Raw genomic sequence first — 20576 nt, 5'->3', positions numbered from 1 at the left:
CGATTCATCAAAGGGAGGGATAGCGGATTGTTATCCCAAAAGCTGCTGAGATCAATTGGTTCTGATCATATGCGCGAGGCAAAATGGCGTCACAATCTTCAGAACTTGCGATAGACGAAACTGTCCGGAATTGGGGCGGACGCGTTTTCCTGCGCTATGGCCGTGACCATGTCGCGGAGCGGGGAGCGCATGCAGACCGGGTCGGTCGCGCTCGCATCGCCGGCAAGCGCCATCGCCTGACAGCGGCAGCCGCCAAAGTCGATATCCTTGCGCTCACAACTGCGGCAGAGATCGGGCATCCAGTCATCACCCCGATAGGCATTGAAGGCCTCGCCGTCATACCAGATATCGGCCAGCCCCTTGTCGCGGACATTGTCGAAATGAAGCGACGGGATTGTTTCTGCGGCGTGGCAGGGCAGCACACGCCCGTCCGGCGTGACATTCAGGCCGACACGACCCCAGCCGCCCATACAGGCTTTCGGATAAGACGAATAATAATCGGCCGGCACGTAGTCGATCACCAGCCTGCCTTCGAGGCGCTTGCGCGCTGCGGCTACTGTCTGGTTGGCTTTGACAACCTGTTCGCGCGTCGGCAGCAGCGCGGCCTTGTTCTTCTCCGCCCAGCCATGAAACTGAACGGTTGCGATTTCGATGCGGCGCGCGCCAAGCGCCAGGGCAAGCTCCAGCATCGCGTCGAGCTGGTCCATATTCTGCTTGTGGCAGACTGCATTGACGGTCAGCGGAATGCCTGCTGTCGTGACCCAATTGGCCACGGCCATCTTGCGCTCGAACCCGCCTTTATATCCGCCGACCCGATCTGCCGATGCGGCATCGGTGCCCTGTATGGAAAGCTGCACATGGTCGAGACCGGCTTGCCCAAGCGCTTCCACACGTGCCTGCGTAAGGCCAACGCCGGAGGTAATCAGGTTGGTGTAAAGGCCAAGTTCGACGGCGGCCTTGGTCAGTTCAAGAAGGTCCCGCCGCGCCGCCGGTTCTCCGCCAGAGAGATGCAGATGCAGGACACCCATTTTCGCGGCCTGCCGAAAAACCTCTATCCATTCTTCCGTGGATAGTTCCTGCTTTGCGCCAATCAGTTCAAGCGGGTTGGAGCAATAAGGACAGGCAAGCGGGCAGCGATGCGTCAATTCGGCAAGCAAAGCCATTGGCGGCGGTGCCAGCCGCTTCAGCTTTGCTTCCTGAATTGCCAGATTCATCCCAGAACCTCGATCATGCGGCGGTTGGCGAGTTCCTGAACAAAGGCCAGCACATCGCTTCCGACCTGTTCGCGTGGCGCATTGAATTCCAACGCAAAAGCATCGCAGATTGCATCGACGCTGCGAACACCATCGAGCGCATTGACGATCAGGATCGCAATATCGTCCAGCGCCATGGCGCGCTCAGGCGCGAGAAGCACGGTTTGCCCGCGCACCTCATCAACACGCAGTCTCACGCCGCGCGCAAGCCTGACGATATCTGCGGCCTTGATGGTAACGCTGTCTGTCGCGCTCATGCGGAAACCTTCTTTTCTGCCAGAGCCTTGTCCCATCCGGCATTCACGCCCTGCTTGCCGTCCCATGCGCCAGTCGGGATCATACCGGGGTCCACATAGGCCGCATAAAGCGCATCAAGCTGCGCCCACAGCACATCGGTTTTGAAGGTCAGGGCAGCGGCGACGGCATCCTGCTTTTCAAGAGTGTCGGCGTGTTCCAGCACATAGGCAAGACCATATTCGACATCAACCGGTGCTTCATTGAGCCTTTGGCGGAAATAGGACAGCGCCTGTTCGTCGGCGAAGGCATAATGCTTCAACAGACCCGCGATGCGGTCCTTGTGGATTTTGGGTGCGAAAAGTTCGGTAAGCGACGACGCAACTGCGTCCAGAAGCGGCTTGTCGCGGACATAGTGCACATAAGCACCGACCGCAAAGCGCGTTCCCGCCAGAATGCCCTTGCCGGACGCCACATAGTCGGGATCAAGGCCAACGGCTTCGGCCAGCTTCAGCCAGCGCCGGATACCACCGCCTTCATGGATGCCGCCGTCGTGGTCTTCAATGCGCGAGCGCCAGGCGCGACGCATGTTGACATCCTCGCAACGCGAGAGAAACGCCGCATCCTTCATGGGAATGCTGCTTTGATAGCAATAGCGATTGATCACCCAGGCGCGCACTTGCGTGATGGTGCATTCGCCGCCATGCAGCCGGATATGGAACGGATGCTTGTCGTGATAGCGCTCATGCCCGATAGCCAGAAGGCGGGCGTGGAACGTCTCCTTGTCGGCAGCGTGTTTCATAGAGCGATCTCCTTGCCGTCAAAGGCGATTTCAAACCCGCTGTCCTCGACCAGCTTCCGTTCGGGACCATCACGCCAGACCGGGTTCGTATTATTGATATGGACGTATATTTTGCGATCCACCGCGACATCGGCAAGCGCTTTCAGGCTGCCGTCGTCGCCAGACATCGAAATATGTCCCATGCGACGGCCCGTCTTGATGCCGGTGCCCGATTGGATCATCTCGTCATCGGTGAAAAGCGTGCCGTCGAAATAGAGAATATCGGCACCGCTGATCCGTGCCTTGAGGTCGTCGCGCACCACCGCGCAGCCCGGAATGTAATAGACCCGGTGTCTGGCGGTGACGAGTTCTACGCCAACAGTCTGTTCGCCCTCGATGGCGGTGTCCGGATTTTCGCCTTCCATGAAAAGCGGCACTTTTCCCGGAACGGAAAATAAACGTGCTTCAATCCCCGGAGCCAGCATGAAGGGTTCATTCAGCGCCACGATTTCCTGTGTAACGAAAGCAGGATCAAGCGCGGTGAAAATCGGGTTTACAGCGAGGATATCGCGAATAGCGGCGGTCATCACCAGCCGGAACGCCTGCTTTTCCCGCAGCGTCAAAAGACCGGCAATGTGGTCGATATCGCCATTGGTCAGAAGAACGGTCTTGATCGGATTGTCGCGCAGCGCACGCGGGTGCAGCGCGGCTGTGTTGATCAGTTGCTGGCGTATATCGGGCGATGCGTTGAGCAACGCCCAGTTTTCACCATCCGATGTGACGGCCAGTGAGGATTGGGTCTGCGGTGCAATCCCGTCCGACGAACCCAATCGCGCCAGACGGCAGTTTTCGCAGCCGCAATTCCATTGAGGGAGACCGCCGCCAGCGGCGGCCCCGATCACGATCGCGCGGAACTCCGTCATGAAACTGTTCACGCGTCTTGGGAGGCGTGTCAGAACAGGATCGGTTCGTCACCGTCTGCTGGCGCATAGCGATTGATTTCCATGCCGCAGCTAACTTCGATGAACTTCGGTGCATGCCACGACACAGGCTTTTTCAGAGGCTTTGTCATAAGGCTTCTCCTTGGTTGGACGAATGATAACATTCTACCACCTATAAACTAGGAAGAGCCACAGCGTTTACCAGATCAGGCCAGTCGCTTTTTTGCGAGTGATCATTCGGTGCTGTCCGGCCCGCCTTTCTTGTCCTTGATGGGCGCGTTGCCGTGAATGAGTTCTCGCCCGGCATAAAGGCCGCCGGTGACTTCGATTGTAAGGCGGTCGCCGTCACGACGGCGAACATCTTCCATGACACGCTCGCGTTCCTCTTCATCGACGTCGAGCATTTCCAGTGCCTTTTCGCCAAGAGCCAGCGCCGATTCAAAGGTTTCGCGGATTTGATATTCCACACCGGCATGGATCAGTTCGATGGCATGTTCACGGTCGAACGAACGCGCCAATACGGGGACCAGCGGAAACTCCGCTTTCACCAGTTCGGCTATCTTCAGGCTCGCCTCGCGGTCATCGACGCCGATGATGATCAGTCTTGCGCGATTTGCGCCTGCGGCATGCAGAATGTCGAGGCGGGAACCATCGCCGAAATAAATTTTGAAGCCGAAATCCCGCGCATTGCGGATGGCGTCTGTGCTGGTTTCGATGATGGAAATTGAGCAGCTATTGCCGAGGAGCGGCTGGCTGACAATCTGCCCGAAACGCCCAAAGCCGATCAGCAACACACTGGCCGACAGATTGTCCGCAGCCTCGACGCCTTCCATCGATGGCGCGGGTTTTGGCATCAGCCTGTCGTGCAGGATGATCATGATCGGTGTGAGAGCCATGGAGACAATGATCGTCGCCGTCAGGATGGCATTGGCCTCTGCATCGATGATGTTGACCGAGGTCGCGGCGGCATAAAGGACGAAGGCGAATTCGCCGCCCTGCGCCATCAGCACGGCACGCTCGACAGCTTCGCGATTGCTGGCGCGAAACAGGCGGGCCACTGCGTAAATGCCGATCATTTTCAAGAGCATATAGGCAATGACGGCCACAATGATGAGTTGCCAGCTTGCAGCGATCACCGCAAGGTCGAGCGACATGCCGACACCGAGGAAGAACAGACCGAGAAGCACGCCGCGAAACGGTTCCACATCCGCTTCAAGCTGATGGCGGAACGAGGATTCCGACAGAAGCACGCCAGCGAGGAATGCACCCATCGCCATGGATAGCCCACCGAGCTGCATGGCCAGCGCCGCACCCAGCACGACAAAAAGCGCCGCCGCCGTCATGACTTCGCGGGCTTTTGCCTTGCCGAGTATGCGGAACAGGGGATCGAGCAGATAGCGACCGGCCAGAACCAGGCCGACAATGGATGCGAGGCCAATGGCAACACCGGTCAGACGGTCGGCAAGCGTCGTTTCTTCACCACCCGGCGCCAGAAAAGCAACGAGCGCCAGAAGCGGCACGATGGCAAGGTCTTCAAGCAGCAGGATCGCCACGATGCGGCGTCCTTTCGGCAGGCCCATGGCGCGCCGTTCCTCCAAAATTTGCATGACAATGGCGGTAGACGTTAGCACGAAGCCGGTGCCTGCAACGAAGCTCTGCGCGACCGGATAGCCAAGGGCAAGGCCGACGAAGGTGAGAAGGCCGATGCAAAGAGCAACCTGCGCCAGACCAAGCCCGAAGATTTCGCCGCGCATCGACCACAGGCGCGATGGCTGCATCTCCAGACCGATGATGAACAGGAACATGACGACGCCGAGTTCAGCCACGTGCAGAATCGCCTGCGGATCGGAAAACAATCCAAGCCCGAACGGTCCGATGACCAGTCCGGCTGCGAGATAGCCGAGCACCGAGCCGAGGCCGAGCCGTTTGAACAGGGGAACTGCAATAACGGCTGCGCCCAGAAGCACGACAATGGGAACAAGATCGAAGCCGCCGTGATGGGCAGCCTCGGCGGCATGGGTTGCAGTTTCAGCAGCGGCCATTGGCTATTTCCTTGCCGGTTGCCAGCATCAAGCGTGGCGAAAATGTGGGGGAGAGCAAAGATTACAAGAAGAATCGGATGTTCCGAAGCAAATGTACAGATTGCCGTTAGGATGAGCGAGTCTCGACCTGTTACGTTTAAAAGCAAACATTGCTGCGCTATTGTCTATTGAAATTGTTTTTTGCGATATCCATGTAGTTTGTGCCCGCTAGAGGAAGCGGGCAATGGGGAGGTCCGTCGCAAGGCGGCTTTGCATCTATATTGGGAGGACATATGCGTAGGTTTATTCTGGCCGTTACGTCGGTCGCTGCGTTGGCGCTCGCTGGCTCGGCTTCGGCGGAAGATTACAAGCTGCTTGCGCCTGCTGCGCCGGGCGGCGGTTGGGACCAGACAGCACGCACCATGCAGAGCGTGCTGCAAGACGAAAAGATTTCCGGTAGCGTACAGGTCATCAACGTACCGGGTGCCGGCGGCACCATCGGTCTTGCGCAGTTCGTCAATCAGAACAAGGGTGATGCCAGTCAGCTGATCGTCGGCGGCTATGTGATGGTCGGCGCAATCCTGACCAACAAGTCGCCGGTAACGCTCGAACAGGTAACGCCGATTGCGCGCCTCACCGGCGAATATGAAGCCATCGTGGTTCCTGCCGCATCCGATATCCAGAACCTCGGCGATCTCGTCGCCAAGCTGAAGGCCGATCCGGGCTCCGTATCCTGGGGTGGCGGCTCGGCAGGCGGCACCGACCATATCACGGCTGGCCTTTTCGCAAAGGCTGCCGGGGTCGATCCGACCAAGGTGAACTACATCGCGTTTTCGGGCGGTGGTGAAGCTCTCGCGGCAATTCTCGGCAATCAGGTAACGGTCGGCATTTCCGGTTACGGCGAGTTCGACTCGCAGATCAAGGCTGGCACACTGCGCATCATCGGTATTTCCAGCGATCATCGCGTGGACGGCATTGATGCACCAACCTTCAAGGAAGGCGGCGTGGACGTCTCCATTCAAAACTGGCGCATGGTTGCAGCCGCTCCGGATATTACCGCCGAGCAGGAAGCAGCGATCAATGCCGATGTCGAGAAGCTGGTAAAGTCAGAATCCTGGCAGAAGGCGCTTAAGGACAAGGGCTGGGCGGATACCTATCTCGCTGGTCCGGCCTTCAAGGAGCAACTCGCCAAGGATGTCGCGGCGACCGAAACGATCCTCAAGGAAATCGGCCTCGTCAAATGACAGGATCTCAACAGCAGGAAGAGCGTCGCCCTGAAGGGGCGACGCCGGATTTCGCCGCTCTTGTCATCGCTTTCATTCTCGGTGTCGTCGCCATTGCCATCGCGTGGTCCACAGCCTACGGCAACGATGTGATGAGTTATTCGCCGGTCGGCCCGAAGACTGTTCCTTATGTCGTTGCAGCCGGATTATTCGGTCTTGCAATCTGGACGGTGATCGAGGCGCTACGCGGTGATTTTCCCAAAAGAGAGCACCAGGAAATTGCCCCCATGGCATGGATCATCGGCGGTCTGGCTATCCAGATGCTGACGATGAAGACCGCCGGGTTTTCGCTCGCCACCGGATTGCTGTTTGCAGCAACCGCGCGCGGCTTTGGCTATCGCAAGTTCTGGATCAGCGTTCCCGCAGGCATCGTGTTTGCCTTCGTGATTTGGTTCATTTTCGCGCGTGGTCTTCAGTTGTCGCTGCCATCCGGTTGGCTTGAACGTTTCGTCTAGAGCGGGTTTTGATCTGATTGGATCAGAACGGCGCTCTAACTGTTTGTTTTAATGCACATCTTATCCGAAAACCGTTTCACACTTTTCGGGATGTGCTGTAACGGCCAGGGCATATCATGGATACTGTAGCACTTCTCGCCAACGGTTTGCTGGTGGCGCTGGAGCCGTCAAACCTTCTTTACGCGCTGATCGGCGTGACGCTTGGCACAGCGGTTGGCGTTCTGCCCGGCATCGGACCGGCGCTCACCGTGGCGCTTTTGCTGCCGGTGACCTACAAGCTGGACCCGTCCGGCTCGCTCATCATGTTTGCCGGTATTTATTACGGCGGCATGTATGGCGGCTCGACTACATCCATTCTACTCAATACGCCGGGTGAAAGCGCCTCCATCGTCACGGCGCTGGAAGGCAACAAAATGGCAAGGGCCGGGCGCGGCGGTCCCGCCTTGGCCACAGCGGCCATCGGCTCCTTTGTTGCCGGTCTCATTGCCACGCTGGCGCTCGCCTTCGTGGCGCCATGGGTGGTGAAATTCGCGCTGTCCTTCGGCCCATCCGAATATTTCGCGCTGATGCTCCTCGCCTTCATGACCGTCTCGGCAGCTTTCGGCGATTCAACCCTTCGCGGCCTCACATCGCTGTTCATCGGCCTTGCGCTCGGCCTGATCGGTATCGATCAGCTGACTGGACAGGCGCGCCTTGTCATGGGCACGCCGAACCTGCTCGACGGCATCAATGTTACGACGCTGGCCGTGGCGCTGTTTGCTATCGGCGAAACATTGGCAGTCGTGTCGAAGAAGCTTGGCCCAGACGATGAAGTCATCGCCGTCAAAGGCTCGGTCTGGATGACCAAAAGCGATTGGAAACGCTCGTGGATGCCGTGGTTGCGCGGCACCGCCATCGGCTTCCCGATTGGCGCCATGCCTGCGGGCGGCGCTGATGTGTCGAGCTTCCTGTCCTATTCGGCAGAGCGCCAGTTCTCCAAACATCCGGAAGAATTCGGCAAGGGTGCAATCGAAGGCGTGGCCGGGCCGGAAGCCGCCAACAATGCTTCAGCCGCCGGTACGCTTGTGCCACTTCTGACGCTTGGTCTGCCGACCACGGCGACGGCGGCCATCATGCTGGCCGGTTTCCAGCAGTTCGGCTTGCAGCCGGGGCCGCTTCTCTTCGTGACCAATGCCTCACTGGTCTGGGGACTGGTGGCGAGCTTGCTCGTTGCCAATCTGATGCTGCTCATCTTGAACCTGCCGCTGATCGGCTTGTGGGTGAAGATGCTCACCATCCCGCGCCATTGGCTTTATGCGGGTATTCTGGTGTTCGCGACGCTCGGCACGATTGGCGCCAATGCTTCAACGTCGATGTTGTTCGGGCTGCCGGTCTCGTTCGAACTGGGCCTGTTGCTGGCATTCGGCCTTCTCGGCTATGTGCTGCGGCGCTTTTCCTATCCGATTGCGCCTGTGGTCGTTGGCCTGATCCTCGGGCCGATGGCGGAAAAGAGCCTGCGTCAGGCGTTGCAGATCAGCCAGGGAAACCCGATGGCGCTCGTCCATTCCTGGGTGTCGGTTGTGCTGATCGCGCTTGCAATCGCCGCTGTCGTGGTGCCGATGATCATGCGTCAGCGCGGCAAGGGTGCTCTTCTGGCGCAGATGGCAACCGACGAAGACTGATGAAAACAAAACAGCCCCGGTTTTACCGGGGCTGTCCATAACGCGGATACTGATTACTCTTTACGCGAATATTATCCGTGGATTTCGCGGAACTGCTTTGCATTGATGCCAAGCGTCTCAAGGTCTTTCGCAGCAGGCTGATGACCAACCCGCAGAGCAGCAGAAGCGCGAACTGCGCTGCCGAATTGCGCGAATGCACGACCGAAACGATTGTTAAAACGGGCAAACATTTTCATCTCCATTACGAACAGTTTCTTCGTCCGTGATTGTTAGATGGCGATGGAAAGCCTCGTTTTGAATAGAATTCCTTGCATGCCTGCCATGCAGCAAGTGCATGTGACAGCCGCAGCCATCAGGCGATGGCTTTTTCCTGCCCGATATCGGCTTTCATGCGATTGCGGCCAATTGGTAGCATCATCGGTCGACCGGATGTGGGATCAGTGATGATGCGGCTTTCGAGGCCAAAAACATCCGCAACCGTCTTCTCGGTGAGCACATCTTGCGGCGCGCCGGACACATGCAGACGACCGTCGTTCATCGCAACCAGAAAATCGGCATAGCGGGCAGCAAGGTTGAGATCGTGCAGCACCATGACGATGGTCGTGCCGCGTTCGCGGTTAAGGTCGGTCAGAAGATCGAGAACCTCGACCTGATGAGCGATATCGAGAAAGGTTGTCGGCTCGTCGAGGAGCAGAATTTCCGTCTGCTGCGCCAATGCCATGGCGATCCAGACGCGCTGGCGCTGACCGCCGGAAAGTTCATCGACGGGTCTTTCTGCAAGCAATGCAGTCTGGGTCGCGTTTAGCGCGGCGGCGACAGCTTCGTCGTCTTCACGTGTCCAGCGCGCAAACATTTTTTGATGCGGATTGCGGCCACGGCTGACAAGGTCGGCAACCGTAATGCCCTCTGGCGCGATGGGCGATTGCGGGAGCAGACCCAGAGTTCGCGCCAGCTCGCGGGAAGGGATTTTGTGAATGGATTTTCCGTCGAGAAGCACCTGGCCTTTGCGCGGCGCAAGCAGCCGCGACATGGTGCGCAGCAGAGTGGACTTGCCACAGGCATTGGCGCCGACGATCACCGTGATCTTGCCGGATGGAACGTCGAGGTCGAGACCGTCGAGAATGAGTGTGTCGTCATAGCCCGACGAAAGCTGGCTGACGGTGAGTGTGTGGGTGGTCATAGCGAACCTCCGGTCCGGTTGACGCGTATGATGAGGAAGATCAGGTAAGGCGCGCCAAGTGCGCCGGTGACGACGCCCACCGGATATCGGCTCGGCAGCAGGAATTGCCCGCAATAGTCGCCAACCAGCACAAGCGTGGCCCCAACAAGTGCCGAGGGGATCAGCAGCGAGCCTTTATTGCCGATGATGCGCGCAGCAATTGGTCCCGACAAAAAAGCGACGAATGAAATCGGTCCCGTTACCGCCGTTGCGAAGGAAATCATACCAACGGCTGCGACGATGACGATGATGCGCGTCGTGGCAACACGTGTGCCAAGTGCTGCTGCTGTATCGTCGCCCAGCCTTAGCGCCTCCAGATCGCGGCTGCGGCTCAGCAACAGGCCACCGAAAACGCAAAGAGCCAGAAGTAGCGGCAGTGTCTGGTCCAGACGGGCACCGTTGACGCTACCTGTCAGCCAGCGCATCGCTTCCTGAAGGTTCCACGCTGGAGCGCTGGAGAGGATATAGGCGATGAAGCTTTCCAGCATTGCGGAAACGCCGATGCCGACAAGGATCAGCCGCGTGCCAGCAACACCGTTTCGAAACGACAGGCCATAGACCAGCAAGGCGACACCCAATCCAGCGACAACGGCGAAGATGGAAACAGCCGGGCCGCTCATTGAAAGCACGACGATGGCGAAAACCGCGGCAGCACTTGCCCCAGAACTGATGCCGATAATGTCAGGGCTCGCCAGCGGATTGCGCAGCATGATCTGAAAGGCGACACCCCCCAGCCCGAAACTCAATCCGGCCAGAACTGCCAGCACTGCGCGGGGCAGGCGTAGCTGACCGACTGTGAAGCTTGCGCCCTGAACGTGCTCGCCGAGGAGTACACGCACCACGTCGGATGGCGGCGTGAAGGACTGACCGAGCATTAGCGTCAGCGTGAAAAACGCGGCCAGCAGCACCAGCAATAGTGCAATGATGGCTGTTCGCTTGCGAGCACGAAGTCGGCGGTTCTGCGCAATGGTGGCTGCGGTGGGCGATAACATGGTCACAGCTCCCGCACCCGCTGACGCCGCACGATCCAGATGAAGAACGGCGCCCCGACAAAAGCCGTGACAATGCCGACATCGAGTTCAGCCGGTCGGGCAATAAGGCGACCAACCACATCTGCGCCAACCAGCAAGCATGCGCCGATCATGGCGGAAAAGGGCAGGAGCCAGCGGTGATCGACGCCGACAAGCAGACGGCAGAGATGCGGAACAATCAGGCCGACAAAGCCGATTGGGCCGCAAATGGCGGTTGTTGCGCCGCAAAGAAGGATGGCGCCGAGCGCCGCCATGGCGCGTGCGACGGCGACGTTTTCGCCAAGGCCAGCGGCAAGTTCGTCGCCGAGCGCCAGTGAATTCAGCTTGCGCGCCGATAGAAGGCTGATGAGAAAGCCGACAGCGAGAAAGGGCAGCACATGGGAAATTCGGTCGAATGTTGCTCCGCCGACCCCGCCGATCTGCCAGGAACGGATACCGCCTGCTATGTCGTTGCGGGGGAGTACGACGGCAATCACCATAGACGAGAAAGCGACGGACGTGGCGGCACCCGCAAGCGCGAGTTTGAGTGGTGTCGCGCCACCGCGACCGAGCGAGCCGATCGTATAAACGAAGGCGGCTGCGCAGCCTGCACCGAGAATGGCCGCCCAGATGAAGGCCTGCGACGAGGCGATGTTAAACCATGCAACACCAATGACCACGGCAAGCGATGCGCCCATGTTGACGCCCAGTATGCCCGGATCAGCCAGCGGATTGCGTGTCACGCCCTGCATGACGGCCCCGGCAAGTCCAAGCGCTGCGCCTGCCACCAGTGCAAGAAAGGTACGCGGAATTCGAAGCGACACCGCCGCCTGACCGATTGTATCAACCTGACCGCCGAGCGCCGTAACTATGTCTGCCCAACTCACGTTGCGGGTGCCAAGCGAAACCGACAGGAAACAGAGAAGCGCAAGGCAGGCGATCACGACCGCCAGCCACATTGCTCTTGTGCGATGCGTCTTGCCGAATTGCGGTGTGTAAGGGGCAGTCTGGCTGCTGTGGGCTGTCATTTCGTCTTGTCAGCCGCCTGCGCAAGCAAGGCGACATAATCCTTCAGCACCCACGAGATAGAGAGTGGCGTCGGGTTCGCAGCCGTGCCGAGCGGATTCCTGCCCAGCATGACGATGGCATTATGGGTGACCACCGGCATTTTGGCCATCAGCGGATTGCTCTTCATGGCGTTGTACAGTTCCTGACTGCCATAGGTTACTACGATGTCCACATCGTCGAAAGCATCGACATGTTCGGCACTGATCGAGCCAGAAAACTGGCCGGGCTTGGATGCATCGACAACGCTTTTGGGGGATTTCAATCCAAGATCGTTGAAGAACCGCACCCGCGTATCGTTGGTCGTATAGAATCTGATCGTGCTGAGATTTGTTGCGTCGAGATGGGTGACGAACATCGCCGACTTACCCTTCAGATGCGGATAGGCAGCCACGGCATCGGCAATTTCACCGTCGATTTTCTTGATGAGCGCTTCACCCTCGGCAGCCATGCCCATGCCTGCACTGTTAAGGCGGATCATGTCGCGCCAGTCTGTGGACCATGGCGCTTCCGGATAGGCCACGACGGGCGCGATCTGGCTAAGCGTATCGTAATCTGATTGTCTCAGGCCGGAATAGGAAGCGAGGATGACATCAGGCTTGGTTTCCGCCACGGCTTCGAAGTCGATCCCGTCGCCCTCATCGAACAGGACTGGCTTTTCCGCGCCCAGTTCTTTCAGCCGTTCGTCAACCCATGGCAATAAACCGTCACCATTGTCATCGCCGAAATTAGCGGCGGCAAAACCTACCGGCACCACGCCCAAAGCCAGCGGCACTTCATGGTTCGCCCAGGCGACGGTCGCTATCCGCTTTGGCTTTTCCTGAATGGTCGTTGTGCCGAAAGCATGTTTGATCACAATGGGATAGGTCTGGCTTTCGTCGGCGGATGCTGAGCCGGTCGCGGCTAATGCCACGCCCATTGCAAACAGCATCGATGCGACGAACATCAGCGGCGAACGAATGAACCACGACATGGGGCGCATTCTCCTTGCTTTCATGTGCTTTAAAAGTGGCCTTTCACTCTCAGGTTAAATATACGCAGTCAAGTGCGATGCCGGGGGCTTGGCCGGAGCTGTATGAAATATCCGTGGCTTTTTACAAAAAAGCAGATTTCTACAATACTGGACAACTACTCTCAAGTTAATGCGGTTTTGAGGGTATTGAGGTTTAGATTCCCGGTCGGCTGAATGGGGACGTTTTCAACGGTTCGGCCAGGCAGAGCGTCTGACAACATCCCAAAATCTAAGCATCGCTGTCGGCTTTAGCTGTCGACGATCATCGCATAACCGGATTCTGGAACGTGAGCATGAACATCGCAAAGACACTTGATAACAGCAGGCAAACCAGAATCCGTTACCGCAATGCCGCCTTGTTGGGCTGTACGGCGCTGGCGCTCATCCTGCCGGGCGTGGCTTCCGCTCAGGATGCGGCGGGGACGTCTGGCTCTACGACTGTGCTCCAGACCATTACCGTCGACGGCGCGGGCGGAAGCGACGACGATTCCAAGTCCATCGTTGCACGCAAGACGACAATCGGCGGCAAGATCCCGGCAGAAATTCTCGATACGCCAGCCTCGGTCTCGGTGATCACGGCGAAGGAGATTCAGGACCGCAACGCGCAGACTGTCGAGCAGGTGTTGCAATACACGTCTGGCGTCAATACCGACTTTTACGGTTCTGACGACCGCTTCGACTACTTCAAGATCCGTGGTTTCGACGCTTACACCTACCGTGATGGATTGGTGGTCGGCTCGCCTTTCGGCGGCATCCGCGAAGAACCATTCGCCTATGAGCGTGTGGAAGTTCTGAAGGGTTCGAACTCTTCAGGCTTCGGCGTTGCACAGCCCGGCGGCGCGGTGAACTATGTCACCAAGCGCCCGAAAAGCGAACGCTTCGGGGAAGCCTATATCACCGGCGGTTCCTACGAACATAAGGAAGTCGGCGTCGATTTTGGCGACAACATCACCAAGGACGACACGCTTTCCTATCGCTTTACCGGCAAGTTTCAGGATGCCAATGCCGAATATGACTATTCGCGCAATGACGATAAATTCGTCATGGGTGGACTGACCTGGCGGCCCGATGCAGCAACCAGCCTGACTGTAGTTTACGATCATCTCTACAAGAACGGCACCCCCGGCAGCGGCGGGCAACCCATTGGCACGGATTTCAGCCGAAGCCGCTTTTTTGGCGAGCCGGATTATAATTTCCGTGGAACGAAGCGGAATGCGCTCAGCGCCATGTTCGATCATGACTTCGGCAATGGTCTGAGCTTCAGCTCCAATGCACGCTACAGCAAGACGGACAGCGATTTCGGCTATGCTTATATCGGTGGAACGCCGACAAATGGTTCGACAATCGCGGATCGCTATTTCTTCGGCAATGAAAGCTCCAACGAGCAATTCATTATCGACTCGCATTTTCTTTATGAGGCCAATTTCGACAATGTCGAAACCCGCACCTTGGTTGGCCTTGAGTACAATAATTATAAGTCGACCAACGCCACGTCGTGGGGCGCGGCACCCGGCATAGACTGGACAAACCCCGTTTATACCGGTGGCCCACTTTCAACCGCGCCCTATACGAGCAAGCGAAACAAGCAGAAGACCACCGGCCTTTATCTCCAGCAGGATGTTGTCCTGTACGACAAGCTGATTTTCTCGGTGGGACTACGCAATGACTGGCTCGACCTCACCGAAGAAAACCGGCTCACGAGCGTTACCGATAAAGGTGATCACAGCGATTTCAGCAAGCGCTTCGGTCTGACATATCGCATAACCGATGAACTCGCGACCTATGCCAGCTATGCGGAATCTGTTGCGCCTGCCGATGTCGGTGTCGAACCCACGACCGGCAAGCAGTATGAAATCGGTGTTAAATATCAGCCTGATGCTTTCCCGGCATTGTTCAGCGCTGCAATCTACGATCTGACGAAGGAAAATTTCACTGTCTATGACAGCGTGACCTATCTGCCTTCCAGTGTCGAGAAAGTGCGGCATCGCGGCGTCGATCTTGAAGCGAAGGCGGAAGTTGCACGCAACATCAACGTGATCGCGGCCTATAGCTATATCGACTCCAAGATCGAAGAGCCGGGCGGTGTTTACGACGGCAATCGCCTCGCCATGGTTCCAAAACATATGGCGTCCATCTGGGGCACCTATACGCTGGAAGGCGAAGGCGCGCGAGGCGACATGACCTTCGGTGTGGGCGCGCGTTACATCAGCTCGTATTATCTGGGCAATGCGAATAATCCGACACCAAAAATCGGCATGGGCGAGTCCAGCGTCGTGGTTGATGCGTCGTTCAGTTATAATATCAAGGAAAACACCACGCTTCAGGTGAATGCGAGCAACCTGTTCGATGAAAAGCATGTCGCCAATGGCGGCTCCGGTGCCTATTTCTATAATCCGGGCCGCGAGATCACGGCAACGCTTCGTCAGACCTGGTAAAAATCAGGCCCCATCCGATGATATTCGGGTGGGGCTTTTCACAGTGCTGATATGGTTTCAGTCAGACCGGCGCTGCTGCAAACGACGCCATGCGGCGGGCGTTTCGCCGACAATTTGTCGAAAAGCCTTGGTGAGATGTGCCTGATCGGTAAAGCCAAGCTGGGCGGCAACGCCTGCGACTGTCACTTCGCCGTTGCCGATCAATAGATCCCGCGCCAGATCAATGCGTTTGCCGAGCTGCCATTGCAGCGGGGTCTTTCCGGTTGTCTGCTTGAAGACATTGGAAAACCAGCTTTCAGAGAGGCCCACAGTCGCCGCCATTTCGGCAACGCTGAGCCGCCCGTCACTGCATGCATTAAAACGGGCATGAAGCTTGTTCATCTGAGCTTGGGTCAAGCGGCCATAACCCTGGCTATTCTCGTCTCCCGAAATATCGAGGAGACTGGCCAGAATGCTGCCAACAAGACTTTCCGCGAAAAGTGCATGTTTCGAAGGGTTGGAGGTCTCATCCACCAGCAATCTGGCCAGTGTTTCGACGGCCCCGATATCCTGAATTTCTGCAGGACTTCGCAACGCCGCCATCGCAGCCGACGTGCCGACCGCCGGTGTCAGGAATTTGAGCAGCCGGTCTTTATGAAAATGCAAGTTCAGATGCGAGAAGCGATGCATCGAAACTGTCTTCGTCCAAAGCGGCAGTCCTGCGGGCAGATAGATCGCACGCATCATCGGACGAAAATGCTGTTTCAGCGTGCCTTGCGTGTTGGATATGCTGATGTTCGATGAAACATCGTTGAAAAAGATCATGATGCGGGGATCGTCTGACAGAAAGTAGCCGGTCGCGCCTGTCTGGCTTTCCGCTTCCCAAAACGCGCTGACCAGACCGTCGAACACGCGCCATTTGACCGGGGCGACCACCCGAATGCCTTCTGCGTGCCAGGTCATGGAATGCCAGAAGCTCAACCTCGGAACCGTCCTTTCGGGAAGATCAAAAGGGTATCCCGCAGGCAGGAACAGGCAGGTATATCCCCATTTAATATGAGGATAACTATCATGTTTTTAGATCATGGCAAGCCGATATTCAAACTTGCCATGATGGGTGCAAGCAGCGGCGGTCGCGAAATCCTTACTGCGCAGGGTTTTCTTCGACCAGAGCCGCAGTTGGATCGGAGGTCGCGACGGCTGGCGGTCCTTCCACGCCACGCTGGCGTTCGCGGATGAATGTGAACATGCCGGAGATGACAATCAGCACGATACCAATCAGCATCGCCATGTCGATATGATCATGGAAGACGAAATAACCGAAAAGGATCGCCCAGATCATCTGGCTATATTGCGGCGAGGCGATTGCGCTGGCGGGCGCGTGATTGGCGGCCAGCATCAGAAGGATATTGGCGAGTGCTGCGAGAAGGCCATATCCGGCAAGATAGACCCACTGCATCGTGTCGGGGGCCTGATAGGTCGGTAGCATCAGTGCGCCGCAAATCACGATGGGGCCGACAAGGCCGCTTGTATAAAGCGAGATGCGCTTTTCGTTTTTACCCATCACGCGGAAAATGATGATGCCGACCGCACCGCCCATGCCGCCGGCGAGGGCACCGAGATGGCCAATGGACAGTTCACGGAAACCGGGGCGCAGCACCACCAGCACACCGGCAAAGCCGATGGCAACTGCCAGCCAGCGTCGCCAGCCGACCTGCTCCTTGAGGAAAACGACCGACAATATGGTGACGAAAGCAGGCAGCAGGAAAATTAGCGCGAAGGCTTCAGCCATGGAAAGATGCGTGAAGGCTGTAACGCTGCCGACGACGCCCATGGTTGCCGTGACCGTGCGCAGAAGCCACATCTTCACATTTGTGGTTCGAAACATATCGAGCCAACTGTCACTGGCCTTTTTGGTAAAAGGTACAGCAAGGAGGCCAAGTACAGCGCCAAAAAAGGCAGTTTCATAAGGAGACAGCGAGCCGTCAATAAACTTGACGCAGGCATCGCTGATGGCGAATGCGGCATAGGAAGCAAACGCGAGGAAAATTCCGTAAAGCATGACAATGTCCGTAAAGACGGGTCCGAAAGCGCGGAGGCCGAAAGAGAGGGAGGAGGCTCTTTCCCGTTCCTCTAATCGATTGGTGGCGCGTTGGCAAAAGACATTTTAGTAAAAATCGACGTCGCGCCAGTATAAATTGAGAGGTGTGATTTCGCCTTTTTCAAGGCTTCGAGCCCTCGCGAAAACGCATGCCTCATTTGCAATCATATCCGTGGTGGAAATTTAGACAAACGCCTATTTGATAATCATCCAAACGAGGAGAGAGCAAATGAACATTCGTCAGAAATTCCAACAGTATGTATCCCGTCGCCGTGCAGTTCGTGAACTCGGTGCAATGGACGACCATCTTCTTGCCGACATCGGCGTTTCGCGTTCGCAGATCCAGAGCGCCGTATTCGGTCGATAAGTGCGTATGGAGCGTCTTTCCAAGGATCGCCCGTCAAGTACAATCGAAATAAAGTGACAAAGCGTCGGTCTCCAGTCCCGGCGCTTTTGCTTTTTTAGCTATACACAAAATAGTATTTTAGCTCTTTCTGGTACGTTCAGCGCGTTCTCGCTGGCAAACTTTTTCACCCTTCTATTGAAAAACTGGCATTTTCGGCGGGCGGCAGACATGTCGTGCCTTTGCCATTTCATTCTGCGAGCCGATCTATTTTCGTCGGTTTTTTCGGGATTCATTTGCATTTGGGACATTTCTGATCCCGTTATGAGACAACTTTGAATTGTTTCCTGCGCAGTCCTTCATATACTCAGTCTCGCGGGGGCTGATGATGAAGAGCATATCACGGTCGAGATGTTCAGGCTTTGAGTGTTCTTCATTGTCACTCTCTTTTTAGAGCAATGACTATTCAAGCGATTATTACAGCGGCTTTGCCGTAATATTGTGTGCAAACATCTATACTGAGACTGGCATCCTTGCGCATCGGGCGATCAGATTGCTAACTGATCGCCCGATGACATAAAGGCTCGCAAGATGATGGATCTTTTTTGGCGTGGTATCCTGATCGGGATCGGCGCGACTGTAGTGATGGATATTTGGGCAATCGTGCTGGCTGCCATGCCGGGGCAGTCGCTTCCGAACTGGGGGCGGGTTGGACGCTGGTTCTGGCATCTGCGCGAAGGTCAGATTTTCCATGATGACATCGGCAAGGCCACGCCCTACCGGCACGAAGTCGCGCTTGGCTGGATCGGGCATTATGTTGTTGGTATTCTCTACGGTGTAATTTTCGCATTTTACGGCGGGGCGGCGTGGTTTGAGAACCCCGTCTTTCTTCCGGCCTGGATTTTTGGCATACTGACTGTCGCGGCTGGCTGGTTTTTGTTGCAACCGGGGCTGGGAATCGGTTGGGCAGCATCCCGCCTGCCGAATGCACGACATGTCCGTATTATGAACCTTGTCGCGCACACATTTTTCGCGCTTGGCCTCTATGCGACCGCGCTGTTGCTGAAAAGCGCTTTCTAATCAATATATTGATCAATGCGCCCGCTGCCGAGGTGGGCGCTTTTTTTGAAGCACTTTCAAATATTTCCCGGCAAATGGGGAACTGGCGTCGGCGAGCAAGTCAGTCCACACTCCATCAAGTCAATAAATAGGCATTCTCAAGGCAGAATTGTGTACGGATCGCGGTAGGGAACTGTGCTTTGTCTGCAATGAGGTGTAAGGGGAACCAGTCCGTCCGCGCAAAATGCGGCGGCGTCTAACATTTTGGCAATCCCACAGGGTTTGCTCCATTCTGCATTCCGTGGCGGCACAGCAACTCTGTCCGTGGCGGAATTGGCGTGGGCACCCGAGAAACGGGCCTACTTGCCTCGGAGGAACGATGCTCGAAAAGCTGTTCAAGTTACAGGAACACGGCACCAACGCGCGGACGGAAATCATCGCCGGCGTGACGACCTTCCTGACGATGTCCTACATCATCTTTGTCAACCCGGATATCCTGTCCACCACGGGCATGGATAAAAGCGCGGTTTTCGTGGCGACCTGTCTCGCCGCTGCGCTCGGCTCGATCATCATGGCGCTTGTCGCCAACTGGCCGATCGGCATGGCGCCCGGCATGGGCCTCAACGCATTCTTCGCGTTCACGGTCGTTGGAGCCATGGGCTTCAGCTGGCAGCAGGCGCTCGGTGCGGTTTTCATTTCCGGCATCATCTTCCTTCTTCTGACGGTAACGGGTATCCGCCGCTGGCTGGTGGAAGGCATTCCGCATTCGCTTCGAAGCGCGATTGCAGCCGGTATCGGTATGTTCCTGGCGCTCATCGGCCTGAAAACTGCTGGCGTCGTGGTTGACAATGAAGCAACGCTCGTCGGCCTTGGCGATCTGACCAAGGCCGGTACGCTGCTCGCTATCGCAGGTTTCTTCATCATCGCTGTTCTGGATGCGCTCAAGGTGCGCGGCTCGATCCTGATCGGCATTCTGGTTGTGACGGTCGCATCAATTGCGCTTGGCATCAGCCAGTTCAATGGCGTGTTCTCCGCCCCGCCAAGCCTTGCGCCGACTTTCCTACAGCTCGACATCATGGGCGCGCTCCATACCGGCATTCTGCACGTGATCCTGGTCTTCGTGCTGGTGGAAGTGTTCGACGCCACGGGTACGCTGATCGGCGTCGCCAAGCGTGGTGGCCTGATTGAACCGGGCAAGCCGAACCGTCTCGGCCGCGCTCTCTTTGCTGACAGCACGGCTATTCTCGGCGGCTCGCTGCTGGGCACCTCGTCCACGACGGCTTATGTCGAAAGCGCTTCTGGCGTGCAGGCAGGCGGTCGCACCGGTCTTACGGCTCTGGTCGTCGCACTGCTGTTCCTGGCTGCCTTGTTCATTTCGCCGCTCGCCGGTTCGGTCCCTGCTTACGCAACCGCACCCGCACTGATCTATGTGGCTTGCCTCATGATGCGCGAACTGACTGAAATCGATTGGCACGACATTACGGAAGCAACCCCTGCTGCGCTTACCGCACTGGCTATTCCGCTGACCTATTCGATTGCCAATGGTCTTGCCTTCGGCTTCATCAGCTATGTCGTGCTCAAGGCCTTTACCGGCAAGGCACGCGAGGTTCACCTTGCAACTTGGCTGGTCGCGGCCCTGTTCGTGATCCGCTTCGCGTTCTTCGCAGAATAGTTTTGTAACGCCGGGCATTCGCGCCCGGCGTATTTCCTGATGAGAGATGAGG

The 20576-nt window shown here is 57.1% G+C and carries 20 protein-coding genes; 7 read left to right on the top strand and 13 right to left on the bottom strand.

The window, feature by feature from the left end; translation table 11 throughout:
• Nucleotides 1-98 precede the first annotated feature (98 nt).
• The 6 genes from pqqE to FGI60_RS08200 all read right to left on the bottom strand — a co-directional run bounded on the left by pqqE (nt 99) and on the right by FGI60_RS08200 (nt 5251).
• Nucleotides 99-1214 (bottom strand): pyrroloquinoline quinone biosynthesis protein PqqE, encoded by a 1116-nt coding sequence (gene pqqE, locus FGI60_RS08225; protein ID WP_138784766.1) that lies wholly within the window; start codon nt 1212-1214, stop codon nt 99-101.
• On the bottom strand, nt 1211-1510 hold the full coding sequence (gene pqqD, locus FGI60_RS08220) for a pyrroloquinoline quinone biosynthesis peptide chaperone PqqD (protein WP_138784765.1): 300 nt from the start codon (nt 1508-1510) through the stop codon (nt 1211-1213). Before pqqD ends, pqqE begins: the two co-directional genes overlap by 4 nt.
• Complete coding sequence (pqqC, locus tag FGI60_RS08215) at nt 1507-2289, bottom strand: pyrroloquinoline-quinone synthase PqqC (RefSeq protein ID WP_138784764.1); 783 nt, start codon at nt 2287-2289, stop codon at nt 1507-1509. Before pqqC ends, pqqD begins: the two co-directional genes overlap by 4 nt.
• Complete coding sequence (pqqB, locus tag FGI60_RS08210; protein ID WP_138784763.1) at nt 2286-3191, bottom strand: pyrroloquinoline quinone biosynthesis protein PqqB; 906 nt, start codon at nt 3189-3191, stop codon at nt 2286-2288. The genes pqqC and pqqB overlap by 4 nt, the downstream gene beginning before the upstream one ends.
• A 29-nt stretch (nt 3192-3220) precedes the next feature.
• Complete coding sequence (gene pqqA / locus FGI60_RS08205; RefSeq protein WP_078337071.1) at nt 3221-3316, bottom strand: pyrroloquinoline quinone precursor peptide PqqA; 96 nt, start codon at nt 3314-3316, stop codon at nt 3221-3223.
• Between the two features lie 126 nt (nt 3317-3442).
• A complete protein-coding gene (locus FGI60_RS08200) occupies nt 3443-5251 on the bottom strand; it encodes a monovalent cation:proton antiporter-2 (CPA2) family protein (protein ID WP_138784762.1) in 1809 nt (602 codons plus the stop codon).
• A gap of 272 nt (nt 5252-5523) precedes the next feature.
• Between FGI60_RS08200 and FGI60_RS08195 the strand changes: the two genes are divergently transcribed.
• The 3 genes from FGI60_RS08195 to FGI60_RS08185 all read left to right on the top strand — a co-directional run bounded on the left by FGI60_RS08195 (nt 5524) and on the right by FGI60_RS08185 (nt 8629).
• Nucleotides 5524-6474, top strand: a complete 951-nt coding sequence (locus tag FGI60_RS08195) for a Bug family tripartite tricarboxylate transporter substrate binding protein (protein ID WP_138784761.1) — start codon at nt 5524-5526, stop codon at nt 6472-6474.
• Entirely contained in the window at nt 6471-6968 is a 498-nt protein-coding gene (locus FGI60_RS08190) for a tripartite tricarboxylate transporter TctB family protein (RefSeq protein WP_138784760.1), read from the top strand. Before FGI60_RS08195 ends, FGI60_RS08190 begins: the two co-directional genes overlap by 4 nt.
• 116 nt (nt 6969-7084) lie before the next feature.
• Nucleotides 7085-8629, top strand: coding sequence for a tripartite tricarboxylate transporter permease (locus FGI60_RS08185; protein ID WP_138784759.1), 1545 nt, complete (start codon nt 7085-7087; stop codon nt 8627-8629).
• A 71-nt stretch (nt 8630-8700) separates the two neighbouring features.
• On the opposite strand, the gene FGI60_RS26245 is transcribed toward FGI60_RS08185, so the two are convergent.
• From FGI60_RS26245 to FGI60_RS08165, 5 genes are all read right to left on the bottom strand, one after another.
• Nucleotides 8701-8859 (bottom strand): hypothetical protein, encoded by a 159-nt coding sequence (locus tag FGI60_RS26245; protein WP_171058734.1) that lies wholly within the window; start codon nt 8857-8859, stop codon nt 8701-8703.
• A 122-nt stretch (nt 8860-8981) separates the two neighbouring features.
• On the bottom strand, nt 8982-9809 hold the full coding sequence (locus FGI60_RS08180) for an ABC transporter ATP-binding protein (protein ID WP_138784758.1): 828 nt from the start codon (nt 9807-9809) through the stop codon (nt 8982-8984).
• Nucleotides 9806-10840, bottom strand: a complete 1035-nt coding sequence (locus FGI60_RS08175; RefSeq protein ID WP_138784757.1) for a FecCD family ABC transporter permease — start codon at nt 10838-10840, stop codon at nt 9806-9808. Before FGI60_RS08175 ends, FGI60_RS08180 begins: the two co-directional genes overlap by 4 nt.
• A gap of 2 nt (nt 10841-10842) precedes the next feature.
• Entirely contained in the window at nt 10843-11886 is a 1044-nt protein-coding gene (locus FGI60_RS08170; protein ID WP_138784756.1) for a FecCD family ABC transporter permease, read from the bottom strand.
• On the bottom strand, nt 11883-12869 hold the full coding sequence (locus FGI60_RS08165) for an iron-siderophore ABC transporter substrate-binding protein (RefSeq protein WP_235889775.1): 987 nt from the start codon (nt 12867-12869) through the stop codon (nt 11883-11885). Before FGI60_RS08165 ends, FGI60_RS08170 begins: the two co-directional genes overlap by 4 nt.
• Nucleotides 12870-13228: 359 nt before the next feature.
• Between FGI60_RS08165 and FGI60_RS08160 the strand changes: the two genes are divergently transcribed.
• Nucleotides 13229-15370 carry a TonB-dependent siderophore receptor gene (locus FGI60_RS08160; protein ID WP_138784754.1) on the top strand — a complete coding sequence of 714 codons (2142 nt, stop codon included), beginning with the start codon at nt 13229-13231 and terminating at the stop codon, nt 15368-15370.
• 57 nt (nt 15371-15427) lie between these two features.
• Here the strand turns inward: FGI60_RS08160 and FGI60_RS08155 are convergent, their stop codons facing one another.
• Entirely contained in the window at nt 15428-16330 is a 903-nt protein-coding gene (locus FGI60_RS08155; protein ID WP_210238433.1) for a helix-turn-helix domain-containing protein, read from the bottom strand.
• A gap of 163 nt (nt 16331-16493) precedes the next feature.
• Nucleotides 16494-17411 carry a DMT family transporter gene (locus tag FGI60_RS08150; protein WP_138784752.1) on the bottom strand — a complete coding sequence of 306 codons (918 nt, stop codon included), beginning with the start codon at nt 17409-17411 and terminating at the stop codon, nt 16494-16496.
• A 268-nt stretch (nt 17412-17679) separates the two neighbouring features.
• Between FGI60_RS08150 and FGI60_RS08145 the strand changes: the two genes are divergently transcribed.
• From FGI60_RS08145 to FGI60_RS08135, 3 genes are all read left to right on the top strand, one after another.
• Nucleotides 17680-17817 carry a DUF1127 domain-containing protein gene (locus FGI60_RS08145; RefSeq protein ID WP_078336882.1) on the top strand — a complete coding sequence of 46 codons (138 nt, stop codon included), beginning with the start codon at nt 17680-17682 and terminating at the stop codon, nt 17815-17817.
• A gap of 567 nt (nt 17818-18384) precedes the next feature.
• Nucleotides 18385-18873, top strand: a complete 489-nt coding sequence (locus FGI60_RS08140; protein WP_138784751.1) for a DUF2938 domain-containing protein — start codon at nt 18385-18387, stop codon at nt 18871-18873.
• A gap of 358 nt (nt 18874-19231) precedes the next feature.
• Nucleotides 19232-20524, top strand: coding sequence for an NCS2 family permease (locus tag FGI60_RS08135; protein ID WP_138784750.1), 1293 nt, complete (start codon nt 19232-19234; stop codon nt 20522-20524).
• Nucleotides 20525-20576 lie beyond the last annotated feature (52 nt).

This window comes from Brucella haematophila (assembly GCF_005938105.1).
In the GTDB taxonomy this organism is placed as follows: Bacteria; Pseudomonadota; Alphaproteobacteria; order Rhizobiales; family Rhizobiaceae; genus Brucella; species Brucella haematophila.
Note: the sequence above shows the minus strand (reverse complement) of the source record. Positions and strands in the feature narration are given on the sequence as shown.

Coding starts and splice junctions, on each gene's coding strand:
- pqqE (WP_138784766.1), bottom strand. CDS start 1,214: ATGAATCTGGCAATTCAGGAAGCAAAGCTGAAGCGGCTGGCACCGCCG.
- FGI60_RS26245 (WP_171058734.1), bottom strand. CDS start 8,859: ATGTTTGCCCGTTTTAACAATCGTTTCGGTCGTGCATTCGCGCAATTC.
- FGI60_RS08170 (WP_138784756.1), bottom strand. CDS start 11,886: ATGACAGCCCACAGCAGCCAGACTGCCCCTTACACACCGCAATTCGGC.
- FGI60_RS08180 (WP_138784758.1), bottom strand. CDS start 9,809: ATGACCACCCACACACTCACCGTCAGCCAGCTTTCGTCGGGCTATGAC.
- pqqC (WP_138784764.1), bottom strand. CDS start 2,289: ATGAAACACGCTGCCGACAAGGAGACGTTCCACGCCCGCCTTCTGGCT.
- FGI60_RS08135 (WP_138784750.1), top strand. CDS start 19,232: ATGCTCGAAAAGCTGTTCAAGTTACAGGAACACGGCACCAACGCGCGG.
- FGI60_RS08200 (WP_138784762.1), bottom strand. CDS start 5,251: ATGGCCGCTGCTGAAACTGCAACCCATGCCGCCGAGGCTGCCCATCAC.
- FGI60_RS08150 (WP_138784752.1), bottom strand. CDS start 17,411: ATGCTTTACGGAATTTTCCTCGCGTTTGCTTCCTATGCCGCATTCGCC.
- FGI60_RS08145 (WP_078336882.1), top strand. CDS start 17,680: ATGAACATTCGTCAGAAATTCCAACAGTATGTATCCCGTCGCCGTGCA.
- pqqB (WP_138784763.1), bottom strand. CDS start 3,191: ATGACGGAGTTCCGCGCGATCGTGATCGGGGCCGCCGCTGGCGGCGGT.
- FGI60_RS08140 (WP_138784751.1), top strand. CDS start 18,385: ATGATGGATCTTTTTTGGCGTGGTATCCTGATCGGGATCGGCGCGACT.
- FGI60_RS08175 (WP_138784757.1), bottom strand. CDS start 10,840: ATGTTATCGCCCACCGCAGCCACCATTGCGCAGAACCGCCGACTTCGT.
- FGI60_RS08190 (WP_138784760.1), top strand. CDS start 6,471: ATGACAGGATCTCAACAGCAGGAAGAGCGTCGCCCTGAAGGGGCGACG.
- FGI60_RS08160 (WP_138784754.1), top strand. CDS start 13,229: ATGAACATCGCAAAGACACTTGATAACAGCAGGCAAACCAGAATCCGT.
- FGI60_RS08165 (WP_235889775.1), bottom strand. CDS start 12,869: ATGTTCGTCGCATCGATGCTGTTTGCAATGGGCGTGGCATTAGCCGCG.
- FGI60_RS08185 (WP_138784759.1), top strand. CDS start 7,085: ATGGATACTGTAGCACTTCTCGCCAACGGTTTGCTGGTGGCGCTGGAG.
- pqqD (WP_138784765.1), bottom strand. CDS start 1,510: ATGAGCGCGACAGACAGCGTTACCATCAAGGCCGCAGATATCGTCAGG.
- FGI60_RS08195 (WP_138784761.1), top strand. CDS start 5,524: ATGCGTAGGTTTATTCTGGCCGTTACGTCGGTCGCTGCGTTGGCGCTC.